This is a genomic window from [Clostridium] scindens ATCC 35704 (assembly GCF_004295125.1).
GTDB lineage: Bacteria > Bacillota > Clostridia > Lachnospirales > Lachnospiraceae > Clostridium_AP > Clostridium_AP scindens.
On sequence record NZ_CP036170.1, the window covers coordinates 507,846 to 533,222 of the forward strand.

26 protein-coding genes and 1 tRNA gene are annotated in these 25,377 nt (G+C 45.9%); 4 read left to right on the top strand and 23 right to left on the bottom strand.

What is annotated here, in order from left to right; translation table 11 throughout:
- Positions 1 to 14: 14 nt before the first annotated feature.
- Both rplC and rpsJ read right to left on the bottom strand, forming a co-directional pair.
- Positions 15 to 695 carry a 50S ribosomal protein L3 gene (rplC, locus tag HDCHBGLK_RS02650; RefSeq protein ID WP_004607299.1) on the bottom strand — a complete coding sequence of 227 codons (681 nt, stop codon included), beginning with the start codon at positions 693 to 695 and terminating at the stop codon, positions 15 to 17.
- 75 nt (positions 696 to 770) lie between these two features.
- Positions 771 to 1,088: a 30S ribosomal protein S10 gene (gene rpsJ, locus HDCHBGLK_RS02655; RefSeq protein WP_004607300.1), complete on the bottom strand. Its 318-nt coding sequence runs from the start codon at positions 1,086 to 1,088 to the stop codon at positions 771 to 773.
- 622 nt (positions 1,089 to 1,710) lie between these two features.
- Between rpsJ and HDCHBGLK_RS02660 the strand changes: the two genes are divergently transcribed.
- On the top strand, positions 1,711 to 2,580 hold the full coding sequence (locus tag HDCHBGLK_RS02660) for a sulfite exporter TauE/SafE family protein (protein ID WP_004607302.1): 870 nt from the start codon (positions 1,711 to 1,713) through the stop codon (positions 2,578 to 2,580).
- Between the two features lie 543 nt (positions 2,581 to 3,123).
- Here the strand turns inward: HDCHBGLK_RS02660 and HDCHBGLK_RS02665 are convergent.
- The 7 genes from HDCHBGLK_RS02665 to HDCHBGLK_RS18685 all read right to left on the bottom strand — a co-directional run bounded on the left by HDCHBGLK_RS02665 (position 3,124) and on the right by HDCHBGLK_RS18685 (position 9,126).
- Positions 3,124 to 3,597 (bottom strand): glycine/sarcosine/betaine reductase component B subunit, encoded by a 474-nt coding sequence (locus tag HDCHBGLK_RS02665; RefSeq protein WP_004607304.1) that lies wholly within the window; start codon positions 3,595 to 3,597, stop codon positions 3,124 to 3,126.
- Positions 3,598 to 3,608: 11 nt separating this feature from the next.
- On the bottom strand, positions 3,609 to 4,376 hold the full coding sequence (gene prdD / locus HDCHBGLK_RS02670) for a proline reductase cluster protein PrdD (RefSeq protein ID WP_004607305.1): 768 nt from the start codon (positions 4,374 to 4,376) through the stop codon (positions 3,609 to 3,611).
- A gap of 134 nt (positions 4,377 to 4,510) precedes the next feature.
- Complete coding sequence (gene prdB, locus HDCHBGLK_RS02675) at positions 4,511 to 5,236, bottom strand: D-proline reductase (dithiol) protein PrdB (protein WP_082210542.1); 726 nt, start codon at positions 5,234 to 5,236, stop codon at positions 4,511 to 4,513.
- 2 nt (positions 5,237 to 5,238) lie between these two features.
- Complete coding sequence (locus HDCHBGLK_RS02680; protein ID WP_004607308.1) at positions 5,239 to 5,538, bottom strand: CBO2463/CBO2479 domain-containing protein; 300 nt, start codon at positions 5,536 to 5,538, stop codon at positions 5,239 to 5,241.
- Between the two features lie 15 nt (positions 5,539 to 5,553).
- Positions 5,554 to 7,407: a D-proline reductase (dithiol) proprotein PrdA gene (gene prdA, locus HDCHBGLK_RS02685; RefSeq protein WP_004607309.1), complete on the bottom strand. Its 1,854-nt coding sequence runs from the start codon at positions 7,405 to 7,407 to the stop codon at positions 5,554 to 5,556.
- A gap of 148 nt (positions 7,408 to 7,555) precedes the next feature.
- Entirely contained in the window at positions 7,556 to 8,884 is a 1,329-nt protein-coding gene (gene prdC, locus HDCHBGLK_RS02690; RefSeq protein ID WP_004607310.1) for a proline reductase-associated electron transfer protein PrdC, read from the bottom strand.
- 144 nt (positions 8,885 to 9,028) lie between these two features.
- A tRNA-Sec gene (locus HDCHBGLK_RS18685) sits at positions 9,029 to 9,126 on the bottom strand.
- A 295-nt stretch (positions 9,127 to 9,421) separates the two neighbouring features.
- Here HDCHBGLK_RS18685 and HDCHBGLK_RS02695 point away from each other — a divergent pair.
- Entirely contained in the window at positions 9,422 to 10,456 is a 1,035-nt protein-coding gene (locus tag HDCHBGLK_RS02695) for a proline racemase family protein (RefSeq protein WP_009248186.1), read from the top strand.
- A gap of 98 nt (positions 10,457 to 10,554) precedes the next feature.
- A complete protein-coding gene (locus HDCHBGLK_RS02700; protein ID WP_004607312.1) occupies positions 10,555 to 11,142 on the top strand; it encodes a TetR/AcrR family transcriptional regulator in 588 nt (195 codons plus the stop codon).
- Positions 11,143 to 11,278: 136 nt separating this feature from the next.
- Here HDCHBGLK_RS02700 and HDCHBGLK_RS02705 read toward each other — a convergent pair whose 3' ends face one another.
- The 14 genes from HDCHBGLK_RS02705 to HDCHBGLK_RS02770 all read right to left on the bottom strand — a co-directional run bounded on the left by HDCHBGLK_RS02705 (position 11,279) and on the right by HDCHBGLK_RS02770 (position 24,725).
- Positions 11,279 to 11,515: a DUF3343 domain-containing protein gene (locus HDCHBGLK_RS02705; RefSeq protein WP_004607313.1), complete on the bottom strand. Its 237-nt coding sequence runs from the start codon at positions 11,513 to 11,515 to the stop codon at positions 11,279 to 11,281.
- Positions 11,516 to 11,517: 2 nt separating this feature from the next.
- Positions 11,518 to 11,721, bottom strand: a complete 204-nt coding sequence (locus HDCHBGLK_RS02710) for a sulfurtransferase TusA family protein (protein WP_004607314.1) — start codon at positions 11,719 to 11,721, stop codon at positions 11,518 to 11,520.
- A 50-nt stretch (positions 11,722 to 11,771) separates the two neighbouring features.
- A complete protein-coding gene (yedE, locus tag HDCHBGLK_RS02715; protein ID WP_004607315.1) occupies positions 11,772 to 12,869 on the bottom strand; it encodes a YedE family putative selenium transporter in 1,098 nt (365 codons plus the stop codon).
- 42 nt (positions 12,870 to 12,911) lie between these two features.
- A complete protein-coding gene (locus tag HDCHBGLK_RS02720) occupies positions 12,912 to 14,048 on the bottom strand; it encodes an aminotransferase class V-fold PLP-dependent enzyme (protein WP_004607316.1) in 1,137 nt (378 codons plus the stop codon).
- 133 nt (positions 14,049 to 14,181) lie between these two features.
- Positions 14,182 to 15,087 carry a selenium metabolism-associated LysR family transcriptional regulator gene (locus tag HDCHBGLK_RS02725; protein WP_004607317.1) on the bottom strand — a complete coding sequence of 302 codons (906 nt, stop codon included), beginning with the start codon at positions 15,085 to 15,087 and terminating at the stop codon, positions 14,182 to 14,184.
- Positions 15,087 to 17,000, bottom strand: a complete 1,914-nt coding sequence (gene selB / locus HDCHBGLK_RS02730; protein WP_004607318.1) for a selenocysteine-specific translation elongation factor — start codon at positions 16,998 to 17,000, stop codon at positions 15,087 to 15,089. Before selB ends, HDCHBGLK_RS02725 begins: the two co-directional genes overlap by 1 nt.
- A 10-nt stretch (positions 17,001 to 17,010) precedes the next feature.
- On the bottom strand, positions 17,011 to 18,438 hold the full coding sequence (selA, locus tag HDCHBGLK_RS02735) for an L-seryl-tRNA(Sec) selenium transferase (RefSeq protein ID WP_004607319.1): 1,428 nt from the start codon (positions 18,436 to 18,438) through the stop codon (positions 17,011 to 17,013).
- 56 nt (positions 18,439 to 18,494) lie between these two features.
- Positions 18,495 to 19,535, bottom strand: coding sequence for a selenide, water dikinase SelD (gene selD / locus HDCHBGLK_RS02740; protein WP_082210543.1), 1,041 nt, complete (start codon positions 19,533 to 19,535; stop codon positions 18,495 to 18,497).
- Positions 19,536 to 19,645: 110 nt separating this feature from the next.
- Entirely contained in the window at positions 19,646 to 20,251 is a 606-nt protein-coding gene (gene yedF, locus HDCHBGLK_RS02745) for a sulfurtransferase-like selenium metabolism protein YedF (protein ID WP_004607321.1), read from the bottom strand.
- A gap of 41 nt (positions 20,252 to 20,292) precedes the next feature.
- Positions 20,293 to 20,979 carry a PHP domain-containing protein gene (locus tag HDCHBGLK_RS02750; protein ID WP_004607322.1) on the bottom strand — a complete coding sequence of 229 codons (687 nt, stop codon included), beginning with the start codon at positions 20,977 to 20,979 and terminating at the stop codon, positions 20,293 to 20,295.
- A gap of 176 nt (positions 20,980 to 21,155) precedes the next feature.
- On the bottom strand, positions 21,156 to 22,073 hold the full coding sequence (locus HDCHBGLK_RS02755) for a YitT family protein (RefSeq protein WP_004607323.1): 918 nt from the start codon (positions 22,071 to 22,073) through the stop codon (positions 21,156 to 21,158).
- Between the two features lie 95 nt (positions 22,074 to 22,168).
- Positions 22,169 to 22,876, bottom strand: coding sequence for a GTP pyrophosphokinase (locus tag HDCHBGLK_RS02760; protein WP_004607324.1), 708 nt, complete (start codon positions 22,874 to 22,876; stop codon positions 22,169 to 22,171).
- Positions 22,877 to 22,998: 122 nt separating this feature from the next.
- On the bottom strand, positions 22,999 to 23,523 hold the full coding sequence (locus HDCHBGLK_RS02765) for a cob(I)yrinic acid a,c-diamide adenosyltransferase (RefSeq protein WP_004607325.1): 525 nt from the start codon (positions 23,521 to 23,523) through the stop codon (positions 22,999 to 23,001).
- A 137-nt stretch (positions 23,524 to 23,660) separates the two neighbouring features.
- Entirely contained in the window at positions 23,661 to 24,725 is a 1,065-nt protein-coding gene (locus HDCHBGLK_RS02770) for a PTS transporter subunit IIC (protein WP_004607326.1), read from the bottom strand.
- A 377-nt stretch (positions 24,726 to 25,102) separates the two neighbouring features.
- Between HDCHBGLK_RS02770 and HDCHBGLK_RS02775 the strand changes: the two genes are divergently transcribed.
- On the top strand, positions 25,103 to 25,366 hold the full coding sequence (locus tag HDCHBGLK_RS02775) for a hypothetical protein (protein WP_009248191.1): 264 nt from the start codon (positions 25,103 to 25,105) through the stop codon (positions 25,364 to 25,366).
- Positions 25,367 to 25,377: the final 11 nt, after the last annotated feature.

The following is a 25,377-nucleotide window of genomic DNA, read 5'->3' on the forward strand; positions in this document are numbered from 1 at the left end:
TTCCTTCGCCTAGCCTAGTTAGCCTTTACTGCTTCTTTAATAGTTACTAAGGATTTCTTCGGTCCCGGTACAGAGCCCTTCACTAAAATCAGGTTGTTCTCTGCGTCTACACGGACGATCTCAAGATTCTGAATCGTAATCTTCTTGCTTCCCATGTGTCCCGGCATCTTCTTTCCTTTGAATACCTTGCTCGGATCAGAAGCCGCTCCGTTGGATCCCGCATGACGATGGAACTTAGAACCATGTGTCATTGGACCTCTGTGCTGGCCATGTCTCTTGATCGCGCCCTGGAATCCCTTACCTTTGGAGATTGCCGTAGCATCGATCTTGTCGCCTGCCTCGAAGATATCTGCCTTGATTTCCTGTGCAAGTTCATATTCTCCTGCATTCTCAAGTTTGAATTCTCTTACGAATCTCTTTCCTGAAACGCCGGCTTTTGCAAAATGTCCCTGCTCAGCCTTTGTCACGCCATGGCGATGAGCGATCTCTTTCTTGCCGCTCTTATCCTTGTTTACAATCTTGTCTTTCTTGTCAACGAATCCAACCTGAACCGCATCGTAGCCATCGTTTTCAACAGTCTTGACCTGAGTTACAACACACGGGCCAGCCTGAAGTACTGTTACGGGCGTCAATGTTCCGTCTTCGCTGAAGATCTGAGTCATTCCGACTTTTGTCGCTAAAATAGCTTTCTTCATTATAATTACCTCCTGTGATTTACAGCGGAACGCTTGTGCAAGCGTTCATCCTAAATTTTAGGAATTACTGTGTTCTTATTTGTTTTTCATTTTGATATCAATATAAACGCCAGCCGGCATCTCTAATCTAGATAATGCATCCACAGTCTTCTGTGTCGGCGTAATGATATCGATGAGTCTCTTATGAGTCCTTTGCTCGAACTGCTCTCTGGAATCTTTGTATTTGTGAACCGCCCTTAAGATTGTCACTACTTCCTTTTTAGTTGGAAGTGGCACCGGCCCGCTCACCTGTGATCCATTCTTTTTTACAGTTTCGATGATTTTCTTTGCGGATGCATCAACCAACTGATGATCATACGCTTTCAAAGTGATTCTCATTACTTGACTTGCCATAAAAAAAGTCGCCTCCTTTTCGTACTTTTAACTTCAGTACGACAAGCGGTGACTGTACACTCTCCCGTGTGTGTCGTGAGAAACTCACACGTTGTTACCACATCTCAGTGGCTGTTATAGTTTCGTACAGTGACTTGTCGCCAGTTTCCTAACTTGACATTCGCTCCACGGAAAACCTACTATATATAAGTAGCAACCTCGCGCTTCTACGCTATCAATGTCACAGCCCTCTTAGTATATCTGATGGGAAAGTATTTTGCAAGCCTTTTCGGGGAAATATTGTATTTTTTTTCATACAATATCAGTCTTTCCTTTACATTTTCCCTTCGGCCCATAGTTTCCTATTTTATAGAAAAGAAAATCATTTGTCAATCATCATCCAAAGAACACCTTATTTACGTTATTTAATTAACATTTATAGGTTCTCCGCCCAGTTTTTGTTAGGCATTTTCGATAAATCTGATTGACTTTTTCTATAGAAATTGGTAAAATTAGAAAAAGAACAGATAGTATTAAATTTAACGAAATATATTCATATCGGGGTGCTTATATTTCAATGTCATATAGTTGATTATCTGTTCCTATTTTTTTGATACATTTAAACAATCTGGAGGGATGAACTATGAACGTTATTATGATTTTACGTATCGTGCTGGGACTCTTTGCATTAGTATCTTTAGGATTCTTTGTAAAAGACCTGCTTGCTCACAAAGAAGATTTTACAAAAGAAAAAGCCGTACCTTTAGCAATCATCGGCTGCATTACCAACCTTCTTGATACATGGGGAATCGGTAGTTACGCAACCACACAGGCCGGGTTCAAATTTACAAAGTCAAGCCCGGACGAGACAATTCCTGGAACACTGAATGTTGGAGATACATTCCCTGTAACATTGGAAGCATTACTGTTCTTCAGTTTCGTTGACATTGATCCACTTACCTTAGTATTAATGCTTGCAGGCTCTGTTGTTGGTGCTCTTGTTGGTGCTGGTATCGTTTGTAAATGGAATGTTAAGTATGTTCGTATTGGTCTTGGTGTTGGTCTTATGATTCTTGCAGTCGTAATGGCTTGCAGAAATGCAGGTGTAGGACCTTTCGGTATGGCTGGTACAGCATTAGGCTTAACAGGAATCAAATTAGTAATTGGTGTTGTTGTTAACTTCTTCTTAGGCGCTCTTATGATGATCGGTGTTGGTCTGTACGCACCTTGTCTCGCATTAGTTAGTGCACTGGGAATGGAAGTTGGAACTGCTTTCCCAATCATGATGGGATCTTGTGCATTCCTTATGAACGCTGCTTGCTTCAAGTTTATCAAAGAAGGCAAGTACGACAGAAAGGCCGCTTTCTACTTGGCAGTATTCGGATGCATCGGCGTATTTATCGCTTACAAGGTTGCATGTATGTTCTCACTGAAGACATTGACCTACATCATCTGTGTAGTAATGGTTTACACATCTATCATGTTCTTCAGAGATGCTAAAAAGGCAGCATAGTTAGTAATCGCATAGTTTATATAAAGATATCCAAGGATGGTTCCTCTCGAGGAGCCATCCTTTTTTCTATTCCTTTCATCTGTACATTTAAAATTGCCTCAAAACATACTCTTTTTTTAGTAATTAGTCGGTATTTTGAATAAAAATGAAAATGGGCTATTGACACTAGATTTCAAAAGTGATATATTTAAACCAACTTAAATGTACGACAACCAACGGCGGTTTCCCATTGGGAGGAAACTGCTTATTTTTTAAAACTGCCGTACATTAAGTTGTAACCGTTTTGGTTGTTATTGCAGTTACGCTATTGCCGATCATTTCCCCCAAGAACGGTCCTGCAATGGTGAACTTCAATTTATGTATACATCCTCTTTACGAGGAGCATTCCCCAGCTTTTGTATATAAGACAAAACTGCAATGCAACGAGGAAAACCTCTCAATGACATACCAAAAAGAAAGGGCACGACATACCTATATGTCGCGCCTTTTCTTTGCTTTTAATTCGTCAATAAATTAACACGATGCATAACTATACAACAGATGCTACTTTTTCTCATTCTTTCGCATCTTAAGTTTCAGAAGCGCAGTCGCCTTTTTGCAATCCAGCTCGACCATATTGTTTTCCCCAACCACATTGGTCTCTGTCCCGTCCGCGCTCTTATTGATATCCACAATTCCATCCAGGTAATTATTTACAACTACAAATTGAGCTACCGTACCGCTGAAATTAAGGCCCGTCACCGCGATGCCTCTCGTCCCCACCTGCTCGCATGTATTCGTGTAATCCACGTCGCTGTTTCCCCATCCGTCCGAAGAGATGATTACGCCGTCCGCACGCATTGCCTCGGCCCAAACAGCCGTCCTGGTTCCTACAAGCATCTTATCCTCATTATCGTCCGGTGTTCCTACGATGATAATTCCCATCAGATCCAGATCTGTATCCGAAGAGACTACATCCAGCAGCGGATCCCTGAAGTGATGCAATGATGTTTCTTTTGTTGATGGTCCTATACCCATATTAACACCTCCTACTGCATGGAGCGGATAATACCGTCTCTGTACTCATTTGGAGTTACAAGGATCGGCATATTGCCCATATCGATAATTGAACGTCCGCCCTCTACGCCAGACGGCTCTTTGGAAAACAGATGCGTATCATACATTGCTCCCTGTCCTGCCACCTGCTTTACGATCAGGACGCGTTTCTTTCCCGGCCTTACCACATCATGGTACTCATGGCGTTCCGTACACTTCTCGCCTTTGAACTTCTTCATCTTATCACGGTATGTCTGGATAAACTTATCGCACGCCCTATGTGCGGCAGTCGGTCCAGGCCTCTCCTGCCCCATTCCGGCTGCAAGCGTTACATCAAAGGAAATTATGTAATCATCATCCCCCGGCGTGCCTGCACGGTTCAAGTACAGCTGGTCTTTCAGATTCCCCTCAGAAGAACCGAATTCATGGCATTGCTTTCCATTTACGTCAACGCCGGTAAGCATTACATATACGCCGGTAATGGTATGGGTAATGCCCTCCCCTAATTTTCCAAGTACCTTTGTAGAGATCGGTATGATATCCATAATCGTATTCGTCCAACGGTCATGATCCCCCGGCTTAATAATCTGAATATCAATTTTTTCAATGTGTTCCTCCTGAGCCACCAGCTGATCAATCATTTCTTTACTGACTGTCATATTACCGTCAACAGTAATATCATTATGTTCACCCCACTCTACATCATTCATGTGGAACGCTTTAATTACAAGACGTCTCAGGTCTTTTACCTCTTCAGCCAACTTAAGTCACCTCCGATATTTAATAACTACTTTCATGACCTTATTACAATATTACGGATTCTTTTCCGATATATTGTCATATCTTTTTTCAAAAAAGGGCAGATGACAATCCATCTGCCCCTTATTTAATGAAATTAAATCTTAGCTACATACTCGAATGGCAGTGGAACAATCTTTCCAGGTGTCTGGATTTCAACTAACTGCTCCAGAGTTGCCTTTACGATCTGTGTCTGCTGTTCAACATTGTGCGGTCCACCTGCATTAGCACCCATAGGTACCAATGGAGCAACTGCACGAGGAGTACCAGTCTGGCGAACAACTGGTGGAAGAGCTGCAATAATAATAGTAGGAATTCCAGCTTCTTCAATCGCTCTCTGCACCAATACTGCAGAGCGGTGGCAGGTTCCTCAGCCAGCGGTGAGAATTACTGCGTCAACGTCCTCTTCTTTGAACATCTGCGCGATAGCCGGACCAGTTTCGCCTTTGAACTTCTCCTGGTTTCCGCCACCACCCATGAATCCTGCATGTACCGGAGCACAAGCCCTGATAAATCCTTCAGCAGCCAATTCATGAATTCTGTCAATCGGGAACATACAGTTGATATCTTTGTTAACATCACTGTTATCATATCCACCATGGGATACCATCAGTTCGCTAGATGGTGTTGTGTTCTCTATTTTTCTCCATGTAAAGTCACCAGCAAGATTGAATCTTTCCTGATCCTTCTTATGAACACCGGCAGCTGTTGCAAGAGCGATAGACATGTCTTTCAACTCTTTTGTTACAGGAGTCCATACTGATGGTGGAGTAATAGGAACGAATATTTCAGATTGTAAACCTTTAACAACCGTTAAACTCATTTTTAGACCTCCTTATTATCATCCAAACGTATGCGCATCTCTTCTTGTTTGCGCCGTTCTTTTTCTATGTTGCTGACGTATTTGTCATTTATCTCCGGTCCCAACTGTTCCGGAAAACTCATGTTCCATCCGAATTCCTGCCCCACCTTCGGCTCAGTATCACAGATAAACATTCGTCTCGGTGCTTTGAAGAACCCTAAGCGTCCTTTCAAGTCTACGCTGATACTGCAGTCATCAACGTCAACGACAACACCTTCCATGTAAATGACTCTATCGCCATAATTCAAACGTTCATTATTCATTCGCGGGCACCCGGCTTAGCTGTATTTTAATCTACGTTTTTCACTCATCGGAAGAGCCTGCTCATTTTCAACAAGATCAACCTTTGTACCGTATGTGCTCTCAATTAACTCTACGTTTGTAGACTTAACGTTTGGATTCCACTTCTTCTCAGCAGCCTTAACGTCTTCGCCTGCCATTGCAGTCTTAAGCATAGCAAGTGCACGAACAGCATCTTCCGGGCAAAGCGTATTGTTACCAAGAATCTCGTTCTCGATACCAGCTTCAGACTTGTTATTGTCAACCATGTATGTCATATACTTGTTACCAACAACCAGAGCGCCCTGAACTGCACAGTAAGACATGCCAACAACCGGAATTCCTCTCATACCGATCTGCTCGATATGGCTTGCGAAATCGATGTGGTTGTTTCCAAAACCTTCCGTTGTAACGAAAGCTCCATCAGCATCCATCATTTCTACGGTATGGCCTACACGACGGGATACATAGAATTTCTCAGCATTGATCTGAGGAGATCCTACAAATACAACGCCGCAAAGGTCAACTTCCGGGTCATGCAATGCTTCCAGAACCAATGGCTCTCTCCAGTAATGTCTGGACATTTCCTTAGATGCAGGTCCGATACATGTTAATGCATGGATACATCCATCAAGAACTTCCAATGGAGATACGCAAACCGGTACGTTTCCTAAGTCTACGTTAGCTCTTGCGCCTAGAACGCCAACAGGCTCTACAGGAAGGATAAAGTTGTCATGCATAGCTCCCTGTCCCATGATTTCCTTAACGATAACGACTTTCTTCTTGCCCGGACGGCGAACCTGCTTCAGTTCTTCCGTATCAGCAACAAGGCTGTCATCAAGTTTCTTCATAACTTCGCGGATTTCCTGTGTGATTACATCAAATGCTGTATGAGCAGCCATAGGTCCACGACGTTCCATGTTTGTCTTTTCCTGGATTACGATGTTACCCTTGATAAAGATCTCGCCTTTATCTGGGCAGCTCGGACGATTCCACATAATGTTCTCATCAAGGTATCCTTCTGAAGAACCGAACTCGCCAATCTGAACTCCGCCTTCGTCAACACCTGTCAGCATCATAACAACGCCGTCAAGTACTCTTGTAACACCTGTTCCGAGTTCATCATCGCCTTCTTTTGTAGCGATTGGCTGAACGTCCATAACAGTCTCGGAATATGTGTGATATAAATCAGGAGTGATGATTTCCAGTTTGAAATCTTTTACAAGCTCCTGGTTGTCAATAACTTCTGACTCAATGCCTTCACGGATGTAAAGAGTTGTTCCTTCGATCTTGGTCTCTGGTCCTCTCTTAACCTCTGTGATCGTGAAGTGTTTTCTTGTTAAACTTCTTACAACCTTTTCTTCTCCAGCTGCTTCTGGTGCTGCTGCTCCTGCAACAACTGCCTCTGCTCCTGCCGGCAATGGTGCAACTGCTGCTCCGCCGCCAAGCGCTCCAACTGGGATCTCAAGATCAATGTCCTTGCCTTCTCCAATGTGGATCTTAAGTGTTCCGCCTGCCGCAGGTCCTGCTACAGGTGCTGCAGCCGGTGCCGGTGCTGCCGGCGCTTCCTCTTCTGCCTCTTCTGCTGCTGGAGCAGTCGGCGCTTTTGCACCTTCAACTACATCTGCAGTTAACGGGCAAAGAGAATCACATGTTTTTGTAAGTTTTGCTCCCAAAACTTCTTCGATGGTCAATGCACCATCCAGGTTCAATAATCCTGAATCTACCAAGTCATCAAAGATCGCCGGATCTTCAAGATTAGCAGCTTCGATTGTAATGCCTGCTTCGGCTCTACAACATAATACCGCAGGATCATGAGCATGTTCTTTCGCTGTTTCAGCTGTGATTGACATATTGTTTTCCCTCCTTGTTTGGTTTGCATAAATTATATATACAGTTACACATGGCGCGGAGAATACCTCTCGCCTTCCCCAGGCAAAAGAATCGGGGGTCCCTTGCCCTTGCCATCTGCAACAGTAATACCAATAAGTAACTTAGACCTTATTTGCCGTTGGGCAGCTGGTCAACTTCTTTGGACACGGTCAGTCTTCTGTATAATGGATGACCGATTGTTCTCATCACATGGTCTGTCTGATGGAATGTCTTCAGTTTTAACTTTGGTGCAGATCCCATAACTGTGTTGGAACAGTCTGAGCAGTTACCGATGATGATGTACTCTGCGCCGTCCTTCTTAAACTGCAGACATTTCTGTGCCTGTCCAGGACAGTTTCCAGGATTCTCGCACTTAAGCGCTGCGCCCGGCTTCGGCTCAACCGCCTGTTTACATCTTGCCACAGAAACGACCTTTCCATTCATCTTTTCGCAAAGTTCGCGCATACGGTCTTCGCTTCCGCCGCACGCACAGACAAGCAATCCTACCGGCGCTCCGTGAAGATCCGGGAACTCTACCGTAACGATGATTCCGCCTGTCGTCTTCGTAGTAGGCGCGTCTAATGTGGTGGACTTTCCAGTAAATGCTCCACCCATGATAATCTCGCCATATGTACCATCAATTCCGCCTGCCTTCTCGATCATGTCTGCAACACAGGTTCCAACCGGAACATCCATGAATACATGCGGCTCGTTTCCACCGTTAATCTTTCCAATAACCGTCATATTCTTGCTAAAGCAAGGTTTCTTAAGTTCGATCGCCTCTGCGATACGAAGCAGGGTCTCGCAGTTGATTACGACTGCATCTGCTGCTGACGGAAGTTGTGTAGGATCAAGCAGTTTTCCGAGGCATTCTCTTACTACCGCTCTTTCCTCTCCCATTGGGTAAATATCCGGAAGAAGATGGATCGTGATATTGTCTTCATCCTTGATTGCCTCTCTGAGAAATTCGATCGCTTTTTCGTTCTTCTTCTTAATAGCAATAATTCCTTTTGCCGCATTGGATATCTCCATGCAGTATTTCAATCCGCGGATTGTGATATCTGTCTTTTCTTCAATCTGCTGGATATTGTGGCGAAGTCCAGGCTCGCATTCTGCAGCATTTACCAGGATATATCCGCCGTGAAGGTCCGTTCCAATCTTCACGCCAGTTGGGAATCCTGCGCCGCCCATACCTACGATTCCGGCTTCCTTAACCATCTCAAGCTTGCTGCCTTCCTTAATAGGTACAAACTCATCTTTCTGCTCTTCATCCGGCTTGATAACGATTCGGTCTTCCAAGACTTCTTCCACCACGCCATAGACGCTGGAAAAGATGTTAGCGCCAAGTCCTGTAGGAGTTGCAATCAAGGTACCTTTTTCCACCTTATCCCCAGCCTTTACGATTGCCTCACAGGGTGCACCAACATGCTGACGTAATAAAATCTGTACATTTCCCATGACATCCTTCTCCTTTTCTTTTTTAATATAAGTAAAAAACGAAACTATAGTAGTCCGTTTACTTATTCCCCAGATATATAAATTCTATCTATAAGTGTTTAATTATACATTCGCCAATTTTTTAACATTAAATAATTACTCTTTTGGCGGAGGCATGTGGGAATCGAACCCACCCAGGACGCTCTTAACGCCCCACACTAGTTTTGAAGACTAGGAGGCACACCAGTCACCCATCTACCCCCATGACTTACTTCTCATGCGAATTAACAATAACACACTTTTTCGGAGATTTCAACCGTTTTTATTTATTTTTATACTACCAAAAAACCATTGACTTTTCAAGGCTTATCGTACATAATAAATGTAGTGAACTGAACGCAATACTAGAACGCGGTCTAATTGTTAATTTTGTATCGTTTTCAGGTGGTTCATTGGGTGTTTTTCGAAAAAGGCACTGCGAGAACTTGGGGGTTTTCAATGTGTTTTTATAAAAACTTATAGAAAGAGTCTATGAGTAAATTTAAGGAGGTAACGATTATGGAGTTAAAAGCAAATGTTAACTTCGAACGGTTTGAAGCAGCATTACAGGTAGTAGACGCTCACACCGTTGGAGAATTCTGCCGTGTAGTAATCGGCGGATTTCCAGAGCCAGAAGGCAGCACAATGATTGAAAAGAAAAAATGGATGGAGAAGAACTATGACCAGGTACGTACAGCATTGATGTTCGAGCCAAGAGGACATCATGATATGTTTGGGGCATTCCTGTGCAAGCCAGTCAATCCAGAAGCAGACTTCGGCGTAATGTTCATGGATACAGGCGGATACCTGAACATGTGCGGACACTGCACGATCGGCGCTGTAACGGTTGCGATTGAGGCAGGTCTTGTTGAGTCTAAAGAAGGCGTAAACCAGGTTGTACTGGAAGCACCGGCCGGACTCATCCGTACAGAAGCAGTTGTGAAAGACGGCAAGGTTGAGCACGTTACATTGACTAACGTACCGGCATTCGTTTACAAAGAGAACCTCTCCGTTACGATCGACGGCCAGGAGATTCCATTTACCATCTCCTTTGGAGGAAGTTTCTTCGCATTAGTTGATACTACAAAGATCGGTATCACAGAGATCAGCCCGAAGACAGTTCCGGACATCACTAAATTAGGAATGAAGATGTTAGACGTAATCAACAAAGAGATTCCGGTTAAGCATCCTCTTCTTGACATTGATACGGTTGACTTAGTTGAGTTCTACGGACCAACACCGAATCCGGACAAGGCAACTATGAGAAACGTAGTAATCTTCGGAGATGCTATGGCTGACCGTTCTCCTTGCGGAACCGGTACAAGCGCTAAGCTTGCTACTCTTCATCACTGGGGAGAGATCGGCGTAGGCGAGGAATTCATCTATGAGAGTTTCATCGGAACCAGATTCAAGGGCGTAATCAAAGAGACAACGAAGGTTGCTGACTACGATGCAGTTATTCCTATGATCACAGGCAGCTGCTACCTGACCGGTGTTGCTACATACTTGATTGATCCTACAGATCCATTGAAATATGGCTTCCAGGTAGGCTAGTATTCTATCCCAGTTAGAATAGCGATACACAAAAAAATGAAGCGGATTAGTCATAATCCGCTTCTATTTAAATTAAGGCAGGAAAGGAATGAGTGCCGATGCCACGTAAACGCCAATCCACCAAGAGCCGCATTGTCAAAGCGGCATGGAATCTGTTCTATAAGAACGGATATGACCACACCACAGTAGAAGACATTATCGCAGCGTCCAAGACATCAAAGGGCACCTTCTATCATTACTTCAAGGGCAAAGAAGCTCTTTTGAATTCTTTATCCTATCTGTTTGATGAGAAGTACGAAGAACTGGCCGCAGTCATTGACCCGAATCTGTCAGCTTATGACAAACTCCTGTTTTTGAATCATGAACTGTTCTATATGATCGAGACCAGCGTAGATATCAAATTGCTGGCATTTCTCTATTCATCCCAGCTGATCACGAAGGACAAAAAGTCTCTTTCAGACGGCAAGCGTTTTTATTTTAAATGGGTGACGGAGATTCTTTCTGATGGCCTTAAGCGGGGAGAATTCAAAAACACCAGTTCCGCCGAGGAACTGATGAACATCTATGCTATGTACGAACGAGCCATGCTATACGACTGGTCGCTCTTTAAGGGCAAATATTCTTTATCGGAATACAGCGACAGGCTGCTTCCCCATGTACTGGATACCTTTGTTGAAGGAGTATAGAAATGGATTTGTCTCTAAAAATAAGGGACGGAATCTTCTGACCTTGGATATGCCTGCCATATCCCAGCCGGAAGCACCGTCCCTTTTTGCTTGTTTGCCTGCGCTTATTCACCTACGCTTTCCCAGACTTTCTCATCTAAACCATGCATTCGTGCATTTCTTCTTCCTGGATTCCGACAGACTGCATTACCTTTACAATCTGCTCCTTATCCGAAAGTTCCGCGCACCAGGAAAGGCCGCAGCCAGCCGATATGGCTCTTGGAACCGGGATAATTCTTCCCGACGCGTTCTGTTCCTTGCATGCTTTTTCCATAGCCATGGCATCTGCCGTGGTATGGAATGTCACTACCAGTTTTAACTCTTTTTTTCTCATTGTTATTCAATCACCACTTCAAAGTATCCGTCTTTTTCTCCGGATGTAGCCTTTTTCCCATGGTCCTTTGCATACTTTTCCACATTCATTTTCTGATGCGGCTCTGTTACCAGTATTTTTACAGGCTCAGACGCCCCTTTCAAGGCTTCCGCTGTAAGCATTAAAGGCTCCGGGCAAGAAAGGCCTCTTGCGTCTACTTCTTTCATACTTATTACCTACCTTTCTAGAATACTATGTATAAGTCAATATATCAACACTATTTTGCTTCTTTCCGCCTATTCGTGAACGCAATTACGAAGCACAATGCAATACAGATGATGCATGCGATCTTGCCATTCATTGGCACTGCTCCGGCAACCACTTCCTGCGTCTCAGGATTTAAAGCGGTTCCGCTGGCCGCAAGCCCCAGGTTATGGCACAGTGCAGCACCTACAAACATACCGGCAACCGTAACTGCCGAATCAGAAGAGCCTTGTCCTGCAAGGATCAACTGGCGCAGAGGGCAGCCGCCTGCCAGAACAGCCGCAAATCCTACCGCATACATTCCAAGAATATTCCAAATATGTTCTGAGTGCGCTATAACACCCGGGGTATCAAATCCCAATACGAAGCGTCCTGTTGCCACATTAAATATCAGCATTACCACAAATAATCCGGCAATCACGCTGAACAGATCAAAGTTCTTCATCAGAATAATATCACGAATGCTTCCTGCAAAGCACATCCTGGATTTCTGCGCAAATGCTCCAAACACCAGGCCGCCTATCAATGCCGCTATAATCGGCGCATGGACGCTTCCCGGCCCTGCCGTGCTGGATTTCAGAAGCGTGGTGCATAATGCCAGAATCAAAATGCCAACTACGATCACTGATATGACTGCTCCGCTCTCTTTGTTGGTCACATAGGCACGCCCAAGACTAAATCCCTTCTTAAGCGCAAATACGCCCGTCGCGACTCCAAGCACGAATCCGATCAATGCCACCCAGGCATTCAGATCGCCTGCTGACATGCGGATTACCATACGTAAAGGACAGCCCAGGAACACCAGTGCGCCTATCATTATGATCATTCCCAGAACGAATCTGGTCATTGGGGAAGACCCCGCCGTTGATCGATATTCCTTAGTCGCCACTGATATCAAAAATGCCCCCAGAACCAGGCCTATAATTTCCGGCCTGGCATACTGTACTGCCTCCGCCTGATGCATTCCCAATGCACCCGCCGTATCTCTGATAAAGCAGGCGATACAAAATGCCATGTTTGCCGGATTTCCTAAAAACGCAAGACATGCCGCTACAAGTCCGCATACTACGCCGGCCAACGCCAGCTTTTTCTTCGAGTCTGATAAATTCATGTTAATCCCTCCTGTACTTTTTCTCAATCCTGCATAGATCCTTTAATCTTCTGCAAGTTCCTGGATCGCCCTAATGGCGATATCCACTTCTTCATCCGTATTATAATGTGAAAAACTGAATCTTACAGCCCCCTGCTCCACAGTTCCAAGCGCCTCGTGCATAAGCGGTGCACAATGGCCGCCTGGCCTTGTAGAAATTCCATATTCCATAAGAAGTTCATCACTGACTTCTGAAGAATCATAATCTCCGATATTAAGCGTTACGATCGCACAGCGATTCATGTCATCAAAATCTCCATATATCTTGACGCCAGGAATGTCTTTGACACCCTCATAGAACCTCTTCATCAGTTTCTGCTCCCTGGCGCGGATGCTATCCACTCCTTCATCTTCAATATATTTTAATGCTGCATTAAGCCCTGCAATGCCATGTCCATTTAATGTTCCTGCCTCCAAAGCGGTAGGCATCTGTTCCGGATGGGTCTTGCTGTACGTCATGATGCCGCTTCCCCCGCTCTTTAACGGACGCACGGACAGTCCTTCCCTCACGTACATTCCTCCGGTCCCTTGAGGGCCCAGAAGTCCTTTGTGCCCTGTGAAGCACAGCACGTCGATATGCATGTCCTGTACATCTATAGGAAACACGCCTGCCGTCTGGGATGCATCTACCACGAACAAAAGGCCATGCTTATGGGCAATCTCGCCCACTCTGCCTATATGGACATAATTACCCGTCAGATTGGATCCATTCGTACATACGATCATCTTGGTATCCGGCGCAATCGCATCTTCAATATCCGCCAGATTAACCGTACCCCTCTCATCCGCTCTTACGATTGTAAGCCTGACGCCTCTGCGTTCCATTTCATAGAGAGGCCTCAGTACTGAATTATGCTCCATCATCGTTGTAATTACATGATCCCCAGGCTCCAAAAGGCCTTTAATCGCTATGTTAAGGCTCTCTGTAGAATTATTCGTAAACACGATCTGTCTGGCATTTTCCCCGCCAAAAAGCCGGCAAAGCCTGTCCCTGGTATCATAGATGAGTCTCGATGCACTAAGCGATGCCTCGTTAGCGCCACGGCCCGCATTGCCCATAGAACTCATTGCCTGTACGACTGCATCTATCACTTCCTGCGGCTTATGCATCGTCGTAGCCGCGTTATCCAGATATATCATAATCTTCCGTCCTTTCAAAAACAACTCATCCTTATAATTTAGTATAGACCGAATCCACTATCCAGTCTAATTGTTATGATAAATATCAAATACCGGATATAGAAAATATCTATAGCCGGTATCTATCGCTTTCCTATACCTCATATACTTCTTTCACAATTTTTATGAACCTTTCAGCCGACCGGGACAACTGATAATTCCTGTTGTACACCACATTAATATCTCTTCCCTCGTCTGCTCCTGGAATCGGAAATATAAGCATCTGTCCGGCCTTTGCCTCGTCTGTCGCGGCGAGCCTGGATAGAATAGAGACTCCTATCCCCTGCCTTACGGACTTCTTGATTGTCTCCTGATTCTCAATACTTGCTATGATTTCCAGATCTACCATATTGACTCCTGCCGACCGAAGCTGCTTTTCGGCTTCTTTTCTGGTACCGGAACCTTCTTCTCGCATGATTACATGTTCTCTTTTCAGCCAGGAGATGTCATTCGGACATTCCTCCTGGAACCGGCGATACTTTTCCGTATTAGGGGCAATAATCACCAGTTCATCCTTATAAAAAGGGATATACTTGCAGTGCTTCTTCTCCAGCACAGTCCCCGTAAACCCCACATCCGCCATACAGTCTACAATCTGGGTCACTACCTGGGCGCTGTCCGTCTCCTTGATCTTGAACTGCTCCTCCGGGTACTTTTCATTGAAGCACATCAGCACCTTGGGAAGCAGGTACTGTGCCGGGATCGTAGATGCCGCTATTGTGATGCAATGCTTGCCGCTGTCCTTCTTCATCCCGAAATGCTCTTCAATCTTCCCCTGCAGATCTACCATCTGCTTGGCGTATTTATATAGATCCTTCCCATTGTCCGACAGGCTTACTTCCTTGGTATTCCTGACAAACAGCCTGACATTCAGTTCCTTCTCAAGGGAAGAGATATGCGCGCTGATCGTAGGCTGGGTCAGATATAATTCCCTTGCCGCCTTTGAAAAACTGCCTCCCTCTGCCACTTGTACAAAGGCCTCTAACTGTTTCAGATTCATTAGTATGCTACCCTTTCACTTTCCGCTCCCGTTTTCTTAGTTACTTTGATGCTGTCCATGTATTCGATGATCGGCTTGGCGCTTTTCCTGCTGGTATCAAACATATCGCGTACTTGCGCGATCGTAATAACGGGTTCCCCTTTTAAATGCTCCTGTATAAGTTCTTTTGCCCGCTCCATGTATTCCGTCAGAGTATACATATCTTCCGTCACCTTCACTATCTTCTGTTCCTCCAGAAGGATGTTGAGGATATCATCTGCCGTCTCTTTCACGGTTCCTTTAAAATCAATCTCCGAATACCGGACAAAATCATATTTCGCATTGGTAAATGTGTCCAGGAGGATTCCTGACACCTTGTCATAGCGCGTGTCTTTCTTTACCTGGTATTGCGGCGTACACAAGAACTCATCTACTCTCTTCAGGCATCCCTCCTCTATCAGCATCTCCACAATCTTGTCAAATACATTCGGCTTGATCTTCTGGAAATAGGTCATCTGGACTTCCGCCTTCTTCATGCCATACCTGTAAGGATATTTCTCTTCATATTCTCTTAGCGCCTTATCAAGAGTCTGCTTCGCAGCCCTTATGGACTCGGCATGCCATACATAGGTATCCTTCCTCATGGCAAATACCTGCACCAGCCCTTGACTTAAGAGCTCGCTTATGTCTTCTTGCACTTCGTCAATGGACAGCGCGGTAAGCTTGGCAAGTTCCGCCGTCGTGATCAGCGTATCCGCGCGCTCCCTTACATGAAGTTCGATAACATCCGCAGACGAGCCGGATTCCTTGCGCTTTAATTCTTCTATGACATTCTCTTGGAAACGCTTCTTAACCCCTGGGTTTGGCTCCAGGATGACGCCTCCTCCAATGGTCTCCATCGGAGAATAAAAGCGGACCACGAATTTGTCTCCCCGCCTTACCGCAATCTCTTCTTCCAGCCTGAGCTGCACGTAGCCACTCTCCCCTGGACCGATCTCCTCCTTGTCAAGAAGCACCGCCCGGCATAATATCTCGCTGGTTCCGGTAAAGAAATGAAGACGGGTATGATTGGTCAGCACGCGCATGGAAGACTCCAGCACATTGAGCCTGACATCCAGAAGATCTGTATTCTTCATACTATTCGGAGGCGCCAGCACGCACCCTCTCTTGATCTCGCGCTTCTTCACATTCGACAGGTTGATGGCAACCCGCTGTCCTGCATAGCACTCTTTCCTGTCCTGGCCATGCACCTGGATGCTTCTTATCTTGCATTCCTTCCCAATCGGATACATTTCCAGCAGATCATCCTTGGTAATGGTCCCCGACACCAAAGTTCCCGTAATGATCGTCCCAAAGCCGGACAATGTAAACGCGCGGTCAATTGGAAGTCTTGGTATAGTGCTAATATCTTTTGTCATCATCTCATCGCTTGTCATTTGGCTGATGGTATCGATCAGGACTTCCAGGCCTTCCCCGGTGGCAGCCGATACTTTTACTACCGGCGCATGTTCCAGAAAGGTTCCTTCCAATTCTTCCTTGACTTCTTCTTCTACCAATTCCATCCATTCCCCATCCACAAGGTCGCATTTGTTCAGGACGATGATACTCTTCTCAATTCCCAGCAGATTCAGGATATCCATATGCTCCCTGGTCTGTGGCATGATGCCTTCGTCCGCGGCAATGACCAGCAGAACCATATCCATACCTACCACGCCTGCCACCATATTATTGATGAATCTTTCATGGCCCGGAACATCTATGATGCCGGCACGGTCTCCGCTTGGCAGGTCAAAATAGGTAAATCCCAGATCAATGGTAATTCCCCTTCTCTGCTCCTCTTCCCACCGGTCCGTATTCCTCCCGGTCAGCGCCTTGATTAAAGTTGTCTTTCCATGGTCGATATGGCCGGCTGTACCAATAATAATATTCTTCATAACTCCACTCCTAACGACCTGCAATCAGGCTGGTCTCCTCCATTATTTCCAGTTCCTTAAACTGCTCTGCGATCAGCTTAAAATACCGGCGATCAATGGTCCGCATATCCAGAAGGATGGTATCATTCACCGTTCTTGGAATCACCGGCACCGGAAGATGGCGCATACGCTCTTCCAATTCTGCTACGCTAATCTTTTCCGGCCGGATGGTTATTGCCATGCTTTCTATCCGCTCCAGCGGGAGAGACCCCCCACCGATCTGGGACTGGCATGAACACATCTCTATCCTTGCAGGCACCTTGGCCCGCTTAAGCATCCCTGCCAGGCTTCTCGCCTTCTTTGCCACCTCTTCCAAAGGATCCGTGATCATGCGCAGGACCGGGATATTCTGTATTGCCTTCTCTTCTGAAAGGTATTCTTGAAGGACTAATTCCAGGGTTGCAGCCGTGAACTTATCAATCCGCAGCGCCCGGGTCAACTGGTTCTTCTTCATCATATCAATGTACTTTTTCTTTCCGATGATGATTCCTGCCTGGGGACCGCCAAGCAGCTTGTCTCCGCTGAAACACACCACGTCCGCTCCTTTGGCAACAGACTCCTGTACCGTAGGCTCATGGGTAATACCATACTTGCCAAGATCCACCAGCACGCCGCTTCCAAGATCCTCTATCACCGGAAGATCATGCTCCTTAGCCAAAGGAATCAGTTCATCAATCCCCACCGTATCCGTGAATCCCACAATCCGGTAGTTGCTGGTATGAACCTTTAAAAGAGCCTTGGTCTCTTCGGTAATGGCTTCCTTATAATCATCAAAATGCGTCTTGTTGGTGGTTCCAACCTCCACCAGCGTAGCCCCGCTTTGCTCCATGACATCCGGAATCCTGAATTTCCCGCCAATCTCCACCAGTTCGCCCCGGGAAACGATAACTTCTCCCCCTTTTGCCAGAGAACTTAGGATCAGCATGACGCTTGCTGCATTGTTGTTAACCGCCATGGCTGCCTCCGCGCCAGTAATCTTGCACAGAAGTTTCTCAAAATGGGAGTATCTCTCTCCCCTTTTGCCCTCTTCCAGATTATATTCCAGATTCGAGTACCCGGTGGCAATGGCTGCCACCCGCTTCATATGCTCCGGACTGATCGGCGCGCGTCCAAGATTGGTGTGAAGAATCGTCCCGGTCCCATTGATCACCATGCGCATGTTTGGCGTATGCATGGCAGAAACCGTCATTCCTACATGCTCCGTAAGATGATCGATCCTGTATCTTGCCTGTGCTTCCTCATCGCATTCGCCTATATATCTGCGTAACTTGTCCATCTCTACGTGGATTGCCTCCATCACCGTCTCGCGGCTATAGTGTTCAATCATTGCCTGGATTGCCTCATCTTCCAGCAGCACGTCAACTTTAGGGATGCTGCGGTACAACATGTTCTTGTTCATCGTTCATATTTCCTTCCATCATCGTAACATTTTTATTTCTATAATCGGGCTGGCGTCTAAAACAGGCGGATCAGCTTATCGCTTTTGGTGGATACTCTTCCGATTACGGATACCTCCGTATCCATTCCTGCCTGTGCAAAATCTCGCATCATATCCTGAACGCTGGCGGATGGAACACTGATCAGCAGCCCTCCTGAGGTCTGCGGATCATAGAGCAGATCCAGATAGTGTTCCTCTACAGAGCCCGTCTCTACCTTTCCAATGGAATACCCTTTGTTTTTATAGGTTCCGGCAGGCACCAGTCCCATCTTCGCATAGTCTATCGCATCTGCAAAATATGCCACGTCCCTCACCTGTATCTCGAAGGTCACATCGCTGGCCGAAGCCATCTCCACACAGTGTCCCAGCAGTCCAAATCCCGTAATATCCGTACACGCTGACACATCATACTTTTCTACTACCTGTTTTGCCTTCTTATTCAGGGATGCCATGACCCTCTCGGCTTCTTCTATCGCTGACGCAGATGCCATCTCTGCCTTGATGGCAGTATTGACTACCCCACTCCCAATCTGCTTGGTTAGCAGCAGGGCATCTCCCGGCCTGCATCCAAAATTCTTGAATATCTTATCCGGATGCACGAACCCGGACACGCATAGCCCATATTTTGGCTCGTCATCCTGTACCGAATGGCCGCCTACAAGGACTGCTCCGGCTTCTTTTACCTTATCCGCGCCCCCTGCCAGAATATCTCCCAGTATGGACGGATCCAGACAATTGGGAAAGCCTACAATATTGAGGGCTACCGCCGGCTCGCCGCCCATAGCCCAGACATCGCTGAGCGAGTTGGCTGCCGCAATCTGTCCGAACATATAGGGATCATCCACGATCGGAGTAAAGAAGTCCACCGTCTGGATCATGGCAATCTCATCCGTAATCTTATAGATAGCCGCGTCATCGGAGGTCTCAATCCCCACGATCAAATTATCATCATGGAATTTTGGCAGCTTGCCCAGAACCTGGGCAAGGGTCTCGGGACCAATCTTAGCTGCTCATCCGGATGTCTTGCTAAGTGTAGTCAGTCTGACATCTGATTTCATCTTTTTTTCATCCTCCTTGCGTCGTTTTCATCTTTTTACAGCAAAGGAGGCCAGCCACCTGCTATCACAGGAGCCCGGCCCTCCTCAATTCATCTTCTTGCACCCATCTGCTACGGCTTGATAATCTTGCCTGCGCCTGCCAGCGTCTCGACAATGCTGTACATGTTGGTAACAGAGCCAACTGCCAGCTTGTCCTTCAGCCCGTAATAGTCCAGGCAGGTTCCGCAAGTAAGAATCTCTACTCCCTGCGCTTCCAAAGACTTAAGATCCTCCAGGGAATCTGAGCCTTCCGTCGTCAGCGTAGCGCCGCCGTTATAGAACAGCATCGTCTTTGGCAGTTCATCCAGCTGCGTCACCGCAAAGATAAACCCTTTGATCAACACTTTTCCTAACTCATCATTTCCAGATCCCATACGGTCGGAAGATACTGCTACTACCATATTTCCTTTCCGGTCAGGAATACATGCCGGATCCTCCTGGGATGCGGCTTCCATAGCGCCATTCATCCGGATTACAACCTTGAATTCTTTGTCTCCCAGTTTTTCCGAGGATACTTCTCCGCCTGCGCTTGCTGCCATCTTTGTCACATTCTGCACTGCAATCTCATTGTCGACCAGCACTTCTATCACTTCCGGCCCTGTAAGCGCCTGCATTGCCTTTTTGGTCTTAATAACCGGGATCGGGCAATTATCTCCCATTGCGTTGACTGTAATCATAATATTCCGCCTTTCTTTTTCTGTTTTCTTACCTTCAACACTTATAGATACATTCTATCATTGAAAGCGTAAAAGGTAAATGGTATTTTAGATTTTTGTTGCTCTTTTAGTTCCAATACATGGTATTTCCCTCCCGCGTAATATGCGGGCTTCATCTGCCCTTTTCTGAACGCGTCAAGAAACCCTTCCATCGTATGAAACTTTTCAGGGAAGTAAGTTGCACATACGCCCACCTTCTCCGGCACGTGGCAATCGCTGGAGCCCAATGTGAAAAGGCCCAGTTCCGCAGCGTACCTCGCGGCCTTCTGGCATGCCTCCACAGAAGTGCTTCCGTTCAGCACCTCCAGTCCATGAAGGCCCTTTACCTTGCGCAGATTCTCCTCAAGGCCCCGGTTGTTATTGCGGAAAGGATGCGCCGCAAAGCACACGCCTGCCTGGGCGTTTACCAGATCAATAAAGTCCTGGGCCGGGATTCTCTCTGTGGGATAATCTTCGATTCCGAACGCCACAATATCTCCTTGCAGGGAATAGTATTCAATCCCGACAAAGATTGGGAATCCTGTATCTTTGGAATATTCTGCCGCATACTCCTTAAGCCCCATGCTGTCATGATCTGTGATGCAGATTCCCTCAAGTCCCTTCATACGGGCAATCTGTACCATTTGATCGAGAGCAAGGAAACTGTCTTTGGAATATGTCATTTCATGCATATGCGTATCTATAAACATGGCCTGTTCTCCTTCTCTTAATTCCCATTATATAAACCCAGGCCCCCGGCTTCAAATAGAGTTTTTTTATATGTTTCCACTTATATAGATTCCGTCTATAAGTTTAATTTGAACGAAAATAAATCTGGGACAGAGCATAGAATTCCCCGTCCCAGATTCAAATATCTTGTTTTCCATTAGAGCCTTTTTTCGAAATTGCCGTCTACATGGCATCCTTCTGTAAATATCATAAAAGCATTGGGGTCTATGCTATGGACGATCTGCTTGATCTGTCCCACCTCGTACTTGGATATCATTACAAATAAAATATAGGAAGTCTTATTGGTGTAGGCGCCTTCCCCGTCCCAGTTGGTGACGCCCCGGCCCGTCTGCTCAATAATGGCCCTGGAGATGCCCATCTTCTTGGTAAATATCATGACGCTGGTATTAATATTCTGAATATGTACTCTATCAATAGCCATGGCAAGCACGGTAGTATAAATCAATGAATAGATAACAATCTCTATATTAAATAAGAACAGACAGATTGCATAGACGAATATATTCATCAGTATATTAATCTTGCCTACGCTGATATTCGGATACTTCTTAGAGCAGCAAAGCCCTATAATATCCTGACCGCCTCCGGAACTTCTTCCTCTTAGCACAAGCCCCGTTCCGGTTCCCGCAATGATTCCGCCAATAATGCAGGCTGTCAGGTAATCCTCGATCAGCGGCACGGCCGGAATCGGCACGACTACAAGGAACACACTCTGGATGCCTACAGTAATGAACGTCTTAATCGCGAATTCCTTCCCCAGTATCTTCAGTCCCATATAGAACAAAGGAATATTGATGATAAAGTATAAGATACCGGAAAGATCCACGCCCGATGGCACCGGCACATGCAGCACGCTTACCACGAATGTACGCATGAGCTGGGCAATACCCATGAACCCTCCATTATATAATCCAAGCGGTATAATTATTAAGTTTACTCCCAAAGCGAACATAAGGCTGCCACCCACCGCATAAGCCGCCTGCATAATCAATTGCTTCTTTTTTGCGTCTAACTTCTCTACCATCTCCGTATCCCATTCCCCTTGAATAAACATTCATTAAAAGCCTTCCATCATTCTAGCATCTGCTATCTGGATTTACAATGATAATCTAAAATATAACAAAAAAGATTTTAAAAAAACCTGAGGGGTTACCTCAGGTCAGGCAGCACATTATATTCCTGGCTGTTCCTATGTTTGGTTGTACTAGTCTTTAACTCTTCGTGTTTTTCCAGGCAATCCTGGATTGCCTCATTCAGGGACAGCATCTTCTCATCTAATGTAGATACCATCTCTGCACACTCTCTTAATTCCCTGCTGATATATTCCGGCGCATTTCCTTCAAACTTATAGTAGATCTTATGTTCCAGACTGGCCCAAAAGTCCATGGCTATGGTACGTATCTGTATCTCCACTTTCGTATCCACCACGCTGTCCGATAAGAAGATCGGCACGGATACCAGCATGTGATAACTCTTATAGCCGCTTTCCTTTGGATTCTTGATATAATCCTTGATGGACAGCACCTTAAGATCGCTCTGGTTGCCGATCATCTCCGCCAGCCTATAGATATCGGATGTGAAGGAGCAGATTAAACGTACGCCGGCAATGTCATTGACATACTTAACCATGTTCTCGATCGATATCTCATAACCATACTTTCTCAGTTTCTTGACAATACTTTCTGCCGTCTTTACTCTTGTCTTAATATGTTCAATCGGATTGTACTGATGTACATGCTGGAATTCGTCATTTAATATCTCGAGCTTGGTTCCCACTTCCTTTAGCGCGGAAGTATACAGGAACATAACCGTCTTCCAGCTGTCCACATCCTCATAGTTCTTAATAGCATTCTCCATAATCAAATAGGTCTCTCCTCTCTTACCGAAGAGTTAATTCCGTACTGTTACAGTATATCATATAGGACATGGCATTGTCATGAAATTCACACTTATTTAAGAAAGAGATTATATTTCGATAATTAGAACTCAATTCCTTCCCGCGCCAGTTTTCCCAGATCATAAGGATGCTTAATCTTATGCATCTCTGTGGCGTAATCCGCGATTTCTTTCATGCGGTCAGATGCCTGATGCCCGGTAAGCACGATCTCCAGCCCCCGCGGCTTATGCTTAAGGAAGCTGATCAACTTCTCCTCGCTCAATACCTTTAGTCCGACCGCGCACAGGGCCTCGTCCATAACCAGCAGATCAAACGGGCTGCAGAACTTGACGATCTCATCCAGCGCCTTATTGTTGTAATGCAGAAGTTCTGCCTTCTCATCCCCGTTCATGCGACTTACAAACTTCACCTGCTCTCTTCCGGGCAGACAGGTAATATTCGAAATCTGTTCCAGTATCTTCCGCTCGTTAGAAAAATTGTCCTTCAAGAACTGGAAAAACAGCACTCGAAATCCATACCCGGCTGCTCTCACCGCCTGTCCTACGGCAGCCGTGGTCTTTCCCTTCCCGTCTCCAAAATATATATGTATTCTCCCTGTATCCATCATACTCTACATACCCGCCTCCATCTGTAGTCTCATCCTTTGGTCTTTGTATGTTCCCCTGCCCCAGTCAAAAATGGGACAGCAAGAGTTATCTCTTACTGCCCATTATAATATTTCCACGGAAGATTGTATAGTAATTCTTAAAACTCCAGCTTCATGTCGCCGAATTTAATCCACTGCTTCTTGCGCATGAACTCGGAGATGCCAAGGGTAACGACTGCCGGCAGGATAATCTGGATCAGCAGTATCTTGATCAGAACCACCATCCCAGGCTCTGTCTGTATCATCGTCTGCCAAGTCATGATCTGCCCCACCAGTCCCGCTGTACCCATGCCGGAACCTGTGGCATTGCTGGTCATATGTAGTACCATGGTACCCACTGGCCCCAGTATGGCGCTTGATAATATGGCTGGCAGCCAGATTACAGGCTTCCTTACAATGTTCGGAACCTGCAGCATGGATGTGCCGATTCCCTGCGCCAGAAGGCCTCCGATCTTATTCTCCCTGTAGCTTGCCACGGCGAACCCGACCATATTGCAGCAGCATCCCACGGTCGCTGCCCCGGCCGCAAGTCCGGATAGATTCAGGATGATTCCAAGCGCCGCGGAACTGATCGGCAGAGTCAGGATCATTCCCATCAATACGGATACGATGATTCCCATCAGGAAAGGCTGCTGTTTTGTGCCCCAGTTAATCAGAGAGCCCAGCCATGCCATGAATCCTGAGATTGGAGGCCCAAGCAGCAGACCCACTGCCGCCCCTGATCCAATCGCTACAATCGGCGTGACCAGGATATCCACCTTCGTCTTGCCCGCTACCAGATGTCCGAAGAATATACCCACATAGGCTGCGATAAATGCCCCAAGGGGCTCTCCCGGGCCAGCATATACCATGGTTCCCTCTACCAGGACCGTGCCGGACAGAAGATTGCCGGCAAATGCGCCGGCCATTCCGGCAGTTGCCGCCGATACCACGACCAGCGGCGGTTCTTTGAACTTGTAGGCCACCGCTACGCCGATGCCAGCTCCTGTCAGGGAGGCCGCAGCCTTCCCGATCACATAGATCATCTCTCCCACAGAGCCGCCAAGCAGCGTTCCCACCTGCTGGATGATCGTGCCAATGATCAGAGTGGCAAATAACCCTTGCGCCATCGCACTTAATCCCTCAATAAAAATCCGGTCTAGTGCTTTTTTTAACTTTTCCATCTTCCCTCTCCTTACAGTTTACATACAATTTTACAACTGTCTTGTCATTTGAAAAAGTTTATCATATTCCTCACGTTAAATCAAGCAGTGTCGATTATTTCTTCCTGTTCCACTTCATGGTTCCTTAAGATTATTTATGATTAGATAATGATATCTTCATTTTTTCTTTAGTGCAGTGTCACACAATGGACACATTTAACTTATATACTGTAAACATCAAAAGAAAGACGTTAACTTAGTTTTATATAGATTGTTTTTTTCATTCCCTTTCCTCAAGATGCGGCGTAAAACCCGCATCTTTTTCCTTTTAATGCTTTACAGCGCATTCCAAAATGGATATACTTTTAGGTATTCATTAACTAAAGCGAGGTATGCATATGTTCCGATTATGGGGAAAAGAATTTAAAGACAACAGAATGCTCCGGGATACCGTCATCTGCGATGATACCGAGGACACCCGCACGCATAAAATATTCAACGCGCTGGATGCCATCTGCTATGAATTTGATTTGAGCAAGCCCATCTGGCTGGATTCCACCATCGAAGAATTTAAAAAACATGATAAGGCAAGGTTTACGCAGGATAATTTTGTGGATTCCATTGATTTTGATTACCTGGAAATCCATGTTATTGAGGAGTAAGGGGAATTCCC